Source organism: Leisingera sp. MMG026, assembly GCF_021654205.1.
Lineage (GTDB): Bacteria > Pseudomonadota > Alphaproteobacteria > Rhodobacterales > Rhodobacteraceae > Leisingera.
Window position 1 is genome coordinate 1 of sequence record NZ_JAKFZM010000075.1, and the last position, 12,133, is coordinate 12,133.

A 12,133-nucleotide genomic window follows, 5' to 3' on the forward strand; every position below is an offset into this window, starting at 1 on the left:
GGGGGGGGGGGGGCGCGCCCCGCACCACCGATTGCAAGCAGCCTTCCACCCTTTGCCGGGTCAAGGGCTGGCATACCCCCGAACAAACGCTCAATGGAGAAAATTGCTCCGCAAGCGCGTCTCAGCAGAAAGAGCCGCGCTGTGCACAGCACAGCGCCCCCCCCCAACTGCTCCGGCACATTTACAAAATGTGCCGGAGCAGGCGGGAGCGCCCCCCTCCCGATCCGGCCCGGCTACACCAGCCGCGGCGGCTTGTCCGGATTGCTGCCCGGGATCTCCGGCTGGAGGGCGTCCGGTTCCGGCGGCTGCGGCAGGTCGAACCGCAACCCGACCCGGGCCAAGCTGGCCGCAACTGGATCCTCGGCCTCAAAAAAGGCCACATCCATCGCTCCCGCCTCAATTCCGGAAAAGGTCAGCGCTTCGCCCGCTGCCTTGGCCAGCGACGGTTGCGCAGCCTCCTTGGCGCCGACAAACCCCAGCAGATGCCCCTGGCCGCCGCCGGCATACCGCACCCCCGCCAGATAGGCCGCTGCCGCCAACCCGCCGGCAGTAGCCAGCTTGGCGTCCAGCGACGTCAGCAGCACCTCCGGCATCCCGGTTGGCGGTGTAAACTCCGCAATGCCGGCTTCCATCTCGTCCGGGGTGTGGCCAAGGGTCTGATGCAGCCAGCCGACCGCACTGGCCGGGATCAGAATGGCAGAGGGCGCCACCTCCAGGTTCAGGCCCAGCCCGATCCCCTGCCCGGCGAGCATCTGGGTGATGACGCGGCCGGAAAGCCCCGCATAAGGCACCGCCCGGCCGGCAAACTGCGCCAAGCGCTCCTCGCGGTCGAACACCAGCACAAAGGCGCCTTCAGGCGTCTCAAACAACTCAGGCGAGATCTGCCCGCCGGCGGCTTCTTCTGTCAGCATAAGGAACAGTTCGCTGTCAGCCAGCCGCTCGTAGAACCGCAGCCGGGCGGCATCATCCGCCGAGGCCGCCTCCATCGCCGCATGGGCCAGATCCAGCGGGGTTTCTTCTGTCATCGCATCAGCTCCTTCACCCGGGTCTGCAGCACCGGCAGCAGCTCGGCTTCGAACCAGGGGTTTTTCTTCAGCCATCCGGTATTACGCCAGGACGGGTGCGGCAAGGGGAAGACCTGCGGCGCATGATCCCTCCAGCCCTGAACCAGCGGTGTCAAAGGCCCCTTCACCCCCAGGTGATAGCGCTGCGCATGCGTGCCGACCAGCACTTTGAGGCGGACATCCGGCAGCTGCTCCATCACTTGGGCATGCCAGGTCTTGCAGCACACCGCAGGCGGCGGCAGATCCGCCTTTTTGCCGTTGTAGCCGGGAAAGCAGAACCCCATCGGCACCACCGCCACCCGGTCCTTGTCATAGAACTCCGCCTCAGTGAGGCCCAGCCAGGCCCGCAGCCGGTCGCCGGACGGATCGGTAAAGGGGCGGCCGCTTTCATGCACCCGCGCACCCGGCGCCTGGCCGGCAATCAGGATCCGCGCTGAGGGGCGGAACCACACAACCGGGCGCGGCTCATGCGCAGTGGCGGTGGCGGCAAAGCGGTCTGCACAGATCCGGCAGCCCCGAATCTCTGCCTTCAATTGCTGCCAGGCCTTCATTGTCCCGCACTTGGAAACAGTCATCTCTCGCCCCGCCTTGCCATCCTGCCGCCCAAAAACCCGTCCCGCACCCCGGATCGGGGCTGAATTGGTTAAAACTTCATTGAACATTTATGGTACTATTCGACATAATAAGGCCAAATTCGCGGCGTAGGCCATTAACACTCTTTTGATACCAAAGAGCCACGGGCGCGTCAGTGCGCCTTTGTGAACATGAGGCAGACAGAGCCCGCAAGAGGGCCGCACGAGCAGCACCGGAACCAGCAATGCTTGAGTTTGAAAACGTCAGCAAGTCCTTCTGGACAGGGACCCAGCGCAAGGTGATCCTTGACCGCGTGTCGTTCCGCGTCGAGCCGGGCAAATCGCTGGGCGTGCTGGCGCCGAACGGCACCGGCAAGACCACGCTGATCAACATGATGGCCGGCCTGGAAAAACCGGATGAGGGCGAGATCCGCCGCAACTGCAAGATTTCCTTTCCGCTGGGGTTCATGGGCGGGGTGATCAGCCGCCTGTCCGCAATGGAAAACTGCCGCTATATCGCCAAACTGTATGGCCTGGATCCCGACTATGTGGAGGCCTATTGCCGCTGGCTGTGCGGCCTGGGCGAATATTTCGACCAGCCGATCGGCACCTATTCTTCGGGGATGCGGGCACGGTTCAGCTTCTCGCTGATGCTGGCGCTGGACTTCGACATCTACTTGATTGATGAAGGCATGCCCAGCACCACGGATGTGGAGTTCAACCGCAAGGCCGGCGAAATCCTGCAGGAGCGGCTGGAAACAACCACAATCATCATCGTCTCCCACCAAGCCAAGACGCTGGAGAAATTTGCCCGTTCAGCTGCGGTCCTGCTGCAGGGCCAGTTGCACATTTTTGACACTTTGGAAGAAGCGAAACAGCTCTATGACTACGAAACCGAGAGCTAAAAAGTTCCGCATCCGCCGCAGCCCCGCTGCAGCCGGAGCCAGCGGCGCCGGGGATCAGCCTCAGGCGGCCGGCGCAGCTGCAAGCCAGGCGGCCGGGCATTCCCAGCCGCGAACAGCTGCTGCCGCCGCCCGGCCCGCGGCGCCTGCAGCAGCCCAGGCAGCCCCGGCAAATCCGGGCGCAGCACATCCGGCTGAAACGCAGACCCGCGCCGCGCCGATGTCCGGCATGGTCAGCTCGGCCCGCGAGACCCAGCAGGAAACCGATATCAATGCGATCCGCCACGAAGGCCTGACCGGCCGCCAATTGCGCCTGGCCCGCCGGATGGCGCAGAAACACAATCTTGCCCCTACTTCGGATTTTGAAGCCGTGCAGATGCTGCGCGAACGCGGCATCGACCCGTTCAAGCGCGCCAATATGCTGGAACTGGTGGTGCCGCAAAACAAGGCGCAGCCCGCAGGCACCCCGCCTGCGCCCGGATCGGTCCAGCTGCCGCAGACAGTGCCCGCGGGCAAAACCACCCTGCCCTCGACCGAGCTGAGCCCGGCAGAGCGGCGCACCCGTGAAATCCAGGAAATTCAGCGCGATATCGCCCGCCGCCGCCGCCGCAAACTGACCTTGCTGGCAGCCCGGCTGGCCTTTTTCGTGCTGCTGCCGACGCTGGCCGCAGGGTTTTACTTCTATTCGGTGGCGACGCCGATGTATTCCTCCAAATCCGAATTCCTGGTGCTTAAGGCCGACAGCGCGGGCGGCGGTGTCGGCGGCTTGCTGTCGGGCACTCAATTCGCCACCAGCCAGGATTCGATTGCAGTGCAAAGCTACCTGATGTCCAAGGAGGCGATGCTGCGGCTGGACCGCGAGGCCGGCTTCAAGGCGCATTTCACCCAAGCCTGGCTGGACCCGATCCAGCGGCTGGAGAGCGGCCCGACAAACGAGGAAGCTTATGCCACCTACAGCCGCAACGTGAAGATCGGCTATGACCCGACCGAGGGGGTGGTGCGGATGGAAGTCTCTGCCGCCGATCCCGAAGCCGCGGCGGAATTTTCCCGCAAGCTGATTTCCTATGCGCAGGAGAAGGTGAACAACCTGTCGCAGCAAAAGCGCGCCGATCAGATGTCGGAAGCCGCATCCGCCCTGTCAGACGCCGAAGGGCAGCGCCGCGCCGCCCAGGAACAGCTTGTGCTGCTGCAGCAAAAAGGTTCGGTTCTGGACCCCGAAGGGGTGGTGGCCTCTCTGCGCCAGCAGATCAGCACCTTTGAAATCCAGCTGGAGGAAAAACGGCTGGAACTGGCCGCCCTTCAGGACAATGCCCGGCCCAACCGGGCAAAGGTGTCCGGCGCCGAGGCCGACATCCGGCGGCTCGAAGCGGTGATCGCAAGCCTCAACAACCGGATGGTCGACGCCTCGGCAGGCGAAAACTCGCTGGCCAATCTTCGGATCCAGATCCAGATGGCCCAGGCCGATCTTGCGACCCGCGATCTGATGCTGCAATCGGCCTTGCAGCAAGTGGAAACCACCCGTCTGGAGGCCAACCGCCAGGTCCGCTATCTGACCACCGCGGTGGAGCCTGTTCCCAGCCAGGAACCGTCTTATCCGCGCAAGTTCGAGAATACCGTTTTGGCTTTCCTGATCTTTTCCGGTATTTATCTGATGTGCTCGCTTACCGCGTCTATCCTGCGGGAACAGGTCTCATCATAAAGCTATCGGAAGCTCATGAAAAACATCGATATCGCCGGCCTCACTATCGGCAATGATTGTCCGCTGACATTCATCGCCGGCCCCTGCCAGCTGGAAACCGCAGACCATGCCCGGATGATTGCCGGGCAGCTGAAAGAGGCCTGCGACAAGGCCGGCGCCCAGTTTGTGTTCAAAGCCTCCTATGACAAGGCCAACCGGACTTCGCTGTCCGGCAAGCGCGGCCTGGGGCTGGACGAAGGGCTGAAGGTCCTGGATACCATCCGCCGCGAATTCGGCGTGCCGGTGCTGACCGACGTGCACACCGAGGCGCAATGCGCCGTGGCGGCAGAGGCGGTTGATATCCTGCAAATACCCGCCTTTCTGTGCCGCCAGACCGACATGCTGCTGGCGGCCGGCAATACCGGCAAGGCGGTGAACATCAAAAAGGGCCAGTTCCTGGCGCCCTGGGACATGGCCAATGTGGTTGCCAAGGTGGAAAGCACCGGCAACACCAATATCCTGCTGACCGAACGCGGCACCTCCTTTGGCTACAACACCCTGGTCGCCGACATGCGGTCGCTGCCGCAGATGGCACAGGGCGGCTACCCGGTGGTGATGGACGCCACCCATTCGGTACAGCAGCCCGGCGGCAAGGGCGGCTCCACCGGCGGCCAGCGCGAGTTTGCACCGCTGATGGCGCGCGCGGCTGTCTCTCTCGGTATTTCAGCGGTGTTCATCGAAACCCATGAGGACCCGGACACCGCGCCGTCCGACGGGCCGAACATGATATACCTGGATCAGATGCCGCAGCTTATCGGCAGCCTGATGCGCTTTGATGCGCTGGCCAAGGCCGATCCCATCCGTATTTGAACCAGCAAAGAGATTTCAGAGATGACAAAACCCCAGTCCGAGGTGACCCCGAACACCTGGAGCTTTCTGCGCGATGCGATGATCATGCCCACGGGTTTCCGCGAATACGATGCACGCTGGAAGTACCCCGAGGAGATCAACCTGCCCGGCATGACCGCCCTGGGCCTGGGGCTGGGCACCCAGATGCGCAAGCGCGGGATCGAGCCGGTGATTGCGGTCGGCAACGATTACCGGGATTATTCGCTGGCGATCAAAAACGCCCTGATGCTTGGCCTGATGCAGGCGGGTATCCAAGTGAAGGACATTGGACCCGCCGTGTCGCCAATGGCCTATTTCGCGCAGTTCCATTTGGATGTGCCTGCCGTCGCCATGGTCACCGCTTCGCACAACCCGAACGGCTGGACCGGCGTCAAGATGGGCTTTGACCGCCCGCTGACCCACGGCCCCGATGAGATGGGCGAGCTGCGTGACATCGTGCTGAACGGTGAAGGCCAGCCCGCTCCCGGCGGGTCATATGAGTTCGTGGACGGCGTGAAAGAGGCCTACCTTGACGATCTGGCGGGGGATTTCAAAATGTCCCGCCCGCTGAAGATTGTCTGCGCCACCGGCAATGGTACCGCCTCGGCCTTTGCGCCCGAGCTGTTCAAGCGCATCGGCGTCGAGGTGGTCGAGAGCCACAATGAGCTGGACTACACCTTCCCGCACTACAACCCGAACCCCGAAGCCATGGAGATGCTGCACGACATGTCAGCATCGGTGAAGGCCTCCGGCGCCGATCTGGCGCTTGGCTTTGACGGCGACGGCGACCGCTGCGGCGTGGTGGATGACGAGGGCGAGGAGATCTTTGCCGACAAGGTGGGCGTGATCATGGCCCGCGACCTTTCCAAGATCTATCCGAACTCCACCTTTGTGGCGGATGTGAAATCCACCGGATTGTTTGCCTCTGACCCCGAGCTGCAAAAGAACGGTGTGACGGCGGACTACTGGAAAACCGGCCACAGCCACATGAAGCGGCGGGTCAAGGAAATCGGCGCGCTGGCGGGCTTTGAGAAATCCGGCCACTACTTCCTGGCTGAACCCATCGGCCGCGGCTATGACTGCGGTATGCGGGTGGCGGTTGAAGTCTGCAAGATGCTGGATCGCAATCCGGATCAGTCGATGTCGGACCTGCGCAAGGCCCTGCCCAAGACCTGGTCCACCCCGACCATGTCGCCCTATTGCGCCGACACTGAAAAATATGGCGTTCTGGAGCGGCTGGTGCAAAAACTGGTGGCCAAGCATGAGGCGGGCGAAACTCTTGCCGGCCGGGCGATCAAAGAAGTTGTCACCGTGAACGGTGCGCGGGTGATCCTGGACAATGGCTCCTGGGGGCTGGTGCGCGCGTCGTCCAACACGCCGAACCTGGTGGTGGTCTGCGAAAGCTCCGAAAGCGAAGACGAGATGCGGGCGATTTTCGCGGATATCGACGCGGTGATCCGCACCGAGCCGTTGGTCGGCGATTACGACCAGACAATCTGATCCCAGCCCAAGAGGTATTTCGCCTGCTGACGCAGGCGATCCGCGCCCGCCGAAGGCGGGCGCTTTTTCTTTCTGCTGAGAAACAATGTAAAGCGCGGCAAGACCGACGCGGCTGATGCCGAGGCGATTTGCGAAGCGGTCCGCCGGCCAAGTTTTAGCAGGTCCGCGCCAGCGGATTGAACGATCCAGGGAATCGTTCAAAGGCGCAGAACACGCTTTGTTGAACTGAAATCCGAAGATCAGCAGGCAATCCTGGCGCTGCACCGCACCCGGGATCTCGCGGTCAGGCAGCGCACGCAGCTGGCGAATATGATCCGCAGCCATCTGCGCGAGTTTGGCCATGTGCTGCGAAGCGGGATCGACGCTGTGACCGCCTTCGCCAAACGCCGCCTTAAAGGGAACGGCCCGGCATGCCCGATCTGACAAGCGGCATTCTGGGCACGGTCTGCTACCAGTTTCTTGGAGTTCACGAGCGCGTTGAAGGTTATTCAAAGATGATCGAGCAACATGCGCAGTTTGGTGCCGGTGCCCGCCGCCTGATGCGCATGCCTGGCGTCGGCCCGGTTACTGCCTCCGCCATCGTGGCGACCGTCGGCGATGCCAAGCAATTCCGGACCGGCCGCGATCTCGCAGCCTGGCTGGGCCTGACCCCGCTCAACAAGTCCGGCGGCGGAAAAGAGAAGCCCGGCAAGATCACCAAGAAGGGCAACAGATACATCCGGAAGCTCCTGATCACCGGCATGACGTCCCGCGCGCTGATGGGCAGGAAGCACCCGGAGCGCATCGATTTCTGGAGCGCCAGGATCCTTGCCGGGAAACCGTTCCGGCTGCCGACGGTCGCGATGGTCAATAAAAGCGCCCGGATCATCTGGGCGATACTGACGAAACAACAGGAATACCGGCAGCCGGCCGTCTGACCGGACCGGCCTGCCCAGAGATGCAAGACGCGTGATGTGATGATGCGGGCCTAAGTCAACCAAAAGCCAGGACACTCCGGCAATGGCAATGGCCCTCCGAGGTCGTTTAGCCGATAGGAACCTTGCTTGCGGAATTCATCAAGGCCAGCAGCCCTTAACACTGGCTGCGCGAACAGGCCGGACACACGACGGTACTGACGGACCGCCGCGATCACTTCAGAAAACGCTTGCAATGCAGGCGCCGCCCGCACACGCCATTGCTCTGGGTACGGCGCCTGCAGCCGCGTCAAGGACACGCCGGGCTGCGCCCGGTGGCCTTCGGCCATCCTTCACCCGGCTTTCGGCTGGAGGGGTCAGTCGCCGCCCAGGAGTTTCAGCAACTGGTCCCGCGCTTCCTGTTCGATGCGCTGTTTCAGCACGTCGTTCAGGTCCTGCTCCGGCGCAATCTCTGTGTTCAGCTCTTCGCTCAGCTTCTGACGCACCCGGTCCTTGGCTTCCTGCTCGATCTCGTCGATTTTCGGCTGCAGCGCCTGGCTCAGGTCCGGGCGGATGTCCGGGTTTTCCCAAGGGCCGGTGATCCGCACCGGAATGGTCAGCACCTGATCACTGCCTGCCCGCACCAATTGGGGGATAAACAGGTAATCCAGATCCCGCGCGCCCAGCCCGATCCGGCCCTTGCCTTCGGCGCGGAACCCCTTGAGCAGAACCAGAAGATCCTGGTTGCGCAGGTTGCCGCCGTCAATTGTGTAACTGGCTGTCATCTGATCAAACACTGTGCTGCCGCCATTACCGCCCGAGCGCATCAGCTGCTCCAGATCGAAACCGGTAAAGAAGCCTTTGCCCGCTTCCAGCCAGCCCTTGCCGCTGAGCGAGCGCATGATTGCACCTACTGAGTTTCCGGCCCCCAGGAATTCCAGCTCCCCCAGCGCCTCGCCATTCAGCCGGCTGTAGCCCGCGGTTTCGCCCAGGGCCCGCTCCAGCCTGATGCCGTTGAACGAGAGCTTGCCGCCCACCGACAGGCCATTGCGGTTGTTGGCAACCACCTGCCCCCGCACCTGGCCGCCGAACATGGAGGCCGGCAGGAACTTTACCACCGCGCGGCTGCGCTCGACCGTCAGGTTCAGCGTGCTGGCTCCCAGGATCACACCGCCGGTATTCAAGCTGTCAAAGGACAGGTCAACGACCGCATCAGCCAGCCCCAGTGCCGAGGCATCAATCGCGTCCTTGGGCCAGCCTGCCGCGGCTGCCCCGCCGCTGCCAGAGCTGCCCGTCCCGCCGGCCAACGCAGAGAAATCCAGCGCGCCGCCGCGCAGTTGCGCAGTAAACTCCGGCCGCTTGTTGAATTCTGCATCCGCGGCGCCGGTCAGCTTGTTGCTGCCCAGCTCTACCGCCAGATCGCGCATCGACAGCCGCCCGTCGGCGGTATAGGTCACATCAGCGCCGAACACGGTCTTTTGGGCCAAGGCATCCGGCAGGACCAGCCCCAGCGCGACACCCGTTTGCAACGCATTATCAGCGCCAAAGGTCAGCCGCCCGCTGGCCTCGCCGTTGATATCGGCATGGCCGTCAAACCGACCCTTGCCGCCCGGTGCCGTCACCGTTGCCCCGATCGAGGACACCTCACCGGCCAGAAACGCTGCAAAGGTGCCGATCTCGGCATCCACCTCCACCGGCTCTCCCGCCGGGCGCAGGGTCGCCTTGGCGTTCACGGTGCCATCGGGTTCAGGCCACAGCAGGCTAAGGTCGATATTGTTCATCTCCACCGGCGCTTCGCCATATGCGGCGTAGCGCAGCGAGGCCCCGGTCAGATCGACCGCTTCGATCCTGAGCGGCAGCGTACCGCTGCTGCTTGCGGCCGTGCCGCCAGAGGCTGGGGCGCCGCTGCCAAAGACCCAGTTGCCGATGCCGTCTTCGTTGGTGGCCAGGTTCAGATGCGGCAGGATCGCCGAGATTTCCGTGACCCGCACATCGCCCTGCAACAGCTCTGCCGCCGCCACGCCGATGGTCAGACGCTCGGCCCGCAACATCGGCTCGGGACCCGCCCAGTCCGCATTGGACAGCGTCACCGCGTCCGCCTTGACCCCTAGCGTCGGCCAGAAGGTGAAGCGCACCTTGCCGCCGAACGCCAGCTTGCGGCCCGTCTGCGTCTCCAGCTGATCGGCTGCCAGCCGCGCGATTTTCTCGCCCGGCAGCAACAGCACCAGCCCCGCCAGTACAACCACCGTCAGCACCAGCGCGGTCACAACCCGGATTATCAGCTTCATCAGCCCACTCCTCATGTCTTGTCCCCCTGTAGTCCAAGGGTCTTTTTGCCAGCTTACCGTCTGGTGGAGCGGGTGCAATGCAGGAAGCCGCTTCCTGCATCAAAGCTTCGCGCGTTTTGACCGCAGGATAGCCGTATCCTGAGAGCAGGCCGAACGGCGGATAGGGCAGCCGCTGCCAGATGGCGCCGGTCTTTCCGGCAAAATGCATTTCCCGGCGGAATGAAGAAGTGCTTGTCTTCGGGGAGACCTTGTTTGACGAGGATATGGCGGAAAGTGGCGCAGGCTTCGCGCGCGGTTAGAGGCCTCTGCTTGGCTTGAGGTGGCCAGTTCTTCGCCTCAGCGGTGAAGAGAGCAGCTTTGGCAACCACAGTTCCAGAAGATACCGGATATGCATCAGGACACACAAAACCCCGAAGACCGGCGGCACCTTCAAACGCTGCATTGGCGTTGCTGCAGAGTTTTGCGCCCGCAGGCTAAGGGCTTTGGCGCTCCACCTTCAACACCTAACGAAGGGCAGCGCCTGACCTTGCGGCCATGCAAAGGAAAAATAGCCGCCCGGTGTCCAAGGGCGCACGGGGGGTGCGCCTGCGCCCCCGTTTTCCTTGCCTCTTGCCGCATTCCTGATATATGCGCGCGAATGACCAGTACCCCGTCCAGCAACCCGCCCAGCCTTCGCCCCGACCTTGCCCCCCGCCCGCAGTTCGGTGATGCGCCGCGCCCGGACCAGCCGACCCTCGGCATGGTGTCGCTCGGCTGCCCCAAGGCGCTGGTGGACAGCGAGCGCATCCTGACCCGGCTGCGCGCCGAAGGCTATGGCATCTCGCCCGACTACGCCGGCGCCGACGCGGTCATCGTCAACACTTGCGGCTTCCTGGACAGCGCCAAGGCGGAAAGCCTTGAGGCCATCGGCGAAGCGCTTAAGGAAAACGGCAAAGTCATCGTCACCGGCTGCCTGGGCGCCGAGCCGGACTATATCCGCGAGCACCACCCGCGCATTCATGCGGTCACCGGCCCGCATCAGTACGAACAGGTGCTGGACGCGGTGCATTCCGCAGTGCCGCCCTCCCCGAACCCTTACGTGGACCTGCTGCCCGCGGCCGGCGTTAAACTGACCCCGCGGCACTTCAGCTATCTGAAGATTTCCGAGGGCTGCAACCACAAGTGCAAGTTTTGCATCATCCCGGACATGCGCGGCAAGCTGGCGTCGCGCCCGGTGCACGCGGTGCTGCGCGAGGCGGAAAAGCTGGTCGGGGCCGGGGTGCGCGAACTGCTGGTGATTTCGCAGGACACCTCTGCCTACGGGCTGGACCGCAAATACTCCACCCATCCGTGGAAGGGCGAAGAGGTGCGCAGCCATATCCTTGACCTCAGCCGCGAACTGGGCAGGCTGGCCCCGGCGGATGAGCTGTGGGTGCGGCTGCATTATGTCTACCCCTACCCCTTTGTGCGCGACCTGATCCCGCTGATGGCGGACCCGGACAACGCACTGCTGCCCTATCTGGACATCCCCTTCCAGCACGCCCACCCGGATGTGCTGCGCCGCATGGCCCGCCCGGCGGCGGCGGCCAAGACGCTGGACGAGATCCGCGCCTGGCGCGCGGCCTGCCCGGATATCACCCTGCGCTCCACTTTCATCGTCGGCTTCCCCGGCGAGACCGAAGCCGAGTTCCAGCACCTGCTCGATTGGATGGACGAGGCGCAGCTGGACCGGGTCGGCTGCTTCAAATACGAAAACGTCGACGGCGCGCGGTCGAACGATCTGGCCGATCACGTGCCGGAAGAAGTGAAGCAGGAGCGCTGGGACCGGTTCATGGAGAAGGCGCAGGCGATCTCCGAGGCGAAACTTGAGGCGAAAGTCGGCCAGACGATGCAGGTCATTGTCGATGACATCGACGAAGACGGCATCGCCACCTGCCGCACCAAAGCGGATGCGCCGGAGATCGACGGCAACCTGTTCATTGATGAGGGAACCGAGGGGTTGCAGGCGGGTGATCTGGTGACGGTCGAGGTGGATGAGGCCGGTGAGTATGACCTTTGGGGAAATTGGACTTCAAATAGTAAGCTATAGTTGCGGGTAATACAAGGGAATTAGTTACGCATTTAGGAGGTCGTTTGCTTCAAACCCTCTACTAGTGACTTCCCAAGACGTTCCCTTTGTTCCAATACCAGACACCAATCTCTCGCTTTGTAGGAGTTCAATAGCAGAAATGTAATTTTGCCACTTGCGCTCCCCCACTTCATCTCTTTCAACCGTAAAGCGGCCAGCTTCCAACGTCGAGCCACTGAGGAAGTCGCGCCTATCAATCCTAGAGTGGCTATCATCTGCCGCTGCGCCTTTCAGTATTTCA

At 63.0% G+C, this 12,133-nt stretch carries 9 protein-coding genes and 1 pseudogene; 6 read left to right on the forward strand and 4 right to left on the reverse strand.

The window, feature by feature from the left end:
- Nucleotides 1-233: 233 nt before the first annotated feature.
- The gene (locus tag L1069_RS22525) at nt 234-1,025 is read right to left on the reverse strand and encodes an SseB family protein (RefSeq protein WP_237457128.1); all 792 of its coding nucleotides are present in this window, start codon (nt 1,023-1,025) and stop codon (nt 234-236) included.
- Complete coding sequence (locus tag L1069_RS22530; RefSeq protein ID WP_237457132.1) at nt 1,022-1,615, reverse strand: uracil-DNA glycosylase family protein; 594 nt, start codon at nt 1,613-1,615, stop codon at nt 1,022-1,024. Before L1069_RS22530 ends, L1069_RS22525 begins: the two co-directional genes overlap by 4 nt.
- Before the next feature lie 266 nt (nt 1,616-1,881).
- On the opposite strand from L1069_RS22530, the gene L1069_RS22535 reads away from it, so the two are divergent.
- The 5 genes and pseudogenes from L1069_RS22535 to L1069_RS22555 form a co-directional block, all read left to right on the forward strand.
- Nucleotides 1,882-2,541, forward strand: coding sequence for an ATP-binding cassette domain-containing protein (locus tag L1069_RS22535; RefSeq protein WP_129370254.1), 660 nt, complete (start codon nt 1,882-1,884; stop codon nt 2,539-2,541).
- Nucleotides 2,519-4,237, forward strand: coding sequence for a capsule biosynthesis protein (locus tag L1069_RS22540; RefSeq protein WP_129370253.1), 1,719 nt, complete (start codon nt 2,519-2,521; stop codon nt 4,235-4,237). Before L1069_RS22535 ends, L1069_RS22540 begins: the two co-directional genes overlap by 23 nt.
- A 15-nt stretch (nt 4,238-4,252) precedes the next feature.
- Nucleotides 4,253-5,086 carry a 3-deoxy-8-phosphooctulonate synthase gene (gene kdsA / locus L1069_RS22545; RefSeq protein ID WP_129370252.1) on the forward strand — a complete coding sequence of 278 codons (834 nt, stop codon included), beginning with the start codon at nt 4,253-4,255 and terminating at the stop codon, nt 5,084-5,086.
- A gap of 21 nt (nt 5,087-5,107) precedes the next feature.
- Entirely contained in the window at nt 5,108-6,604 is a 1,497-nt protein-coding gene (locus tag L1069_RS22550) for a phosphomannomutase/phosphoglucomutase (protein WP_129370251.1), read from the forward strand.
- Nucleotides 6,605-6,679: 75 nt separating this feature from the next.
- A pseudogene (locus L1069_RS22555) lies at nt 6,680-7,521 on the forward strand (IS110 family transposase); the annotation flags it as partial.
- A 353-nt stretch (nt 7,522-7,874) separates the two neighbouring features.
- Here L1069_RS22555 and L1069_RS22560 read toward each other — a convergent pair.
- A complete protein-coding gene (locus tag L1069_RS22560; protein ID WP_237457129.1) occupies nt 7,875-9,785 on the reverse strand; it encodes an AsmA family protein in 1,911 nt (636 codons plus the stop codon).
- A gap of 637 nt (nt 9,786-10,422) precedes the next feature.
- On the opposite strand from L1069_RS22560, the gene rimO reads away from it, so the two are divergent.
- On the forward strand, nt 10,423-11,853 hold the full coding sequence (gene rimO / locus L1069_RS22565) for a 30S ribosomal protein S12 methylthiotransferase RimO (protein WP_237457130.1): 1,431 nt from the start codon (nt 10,423-10,425) through the stop codon (nt 11,851-11,853).
- A gap of 24 nt (nt 11,854-11,877) precedes the next feature.
- On the opposite strand, the gene L1069_RS22570 is transcribed toward rimO, so the two are convergent.
- A partial coding sequence (locus L1069_RS22570) for a hypothetical protein (RefSeq protein WP_237457131.1) occupies nt 11,878-12,133 on the reverse strand: 256 nt, incomplete at its 5' end.

Bases quoted from the DNA above. Each gene is read 5' to 3' on its own strand.
- L1069_RS22560 (WP_237457129.1), bottom strand. From the start codon at position 9,785: ATGAAGCTGATAATCCGGGTTGTGACCGCGCTGGTGCTGACGGTGGTT.
- rimO (WP_237457130.1), top strand. From the start codon at position 10,423: ATGACCAGTACCCCGTCCAGCAACCCGCCCAGCCTTCGCCCCGACCTT.
- L1069_RS22550 (WP_129370251.1), top strand. From the start codon at position 5,108: ATGACAAAACCCCAGTCCGAGGTGACCCCGAACACCTGGAGCTTTCTG.
- L1069_RS22530 (WP_237457132.1), bottom strand. From the start codon at position 1,615: ATGAAGGCCTGGCAGCAATTGAAGGCAGAGATTCGGGGCTGCCGGATC.
- kdsA (WP_129370252.1), top strand. From the start codon at position 4,253: ATGAAAAACATCGATATCGCCGGCCTCACTATCGGCAATGATTGTCCG.
- L1069_RS22525 (WP_237457128.1), bottom strand. From the start codon at position 1,025: ATGACAGAAGAAACCCCGCTGGATCTGGCCCATGCGGCGATGGAGGCG.
- L1069_RS22540 (WP_129370253.1), top strand. From the start codon at position 2,519: ATGACTACGAAACCGAGAGCTAAAAAGTTCCGCATCCGCCGCAGCCCC.
- L1069_RS22535 (WP_129370254.1), top strand. From the start codon at position 1,882: ATGCTTGAGTTTGAAAACGTCAGCAAGTCCTTCTGGACAGGGACCCAG.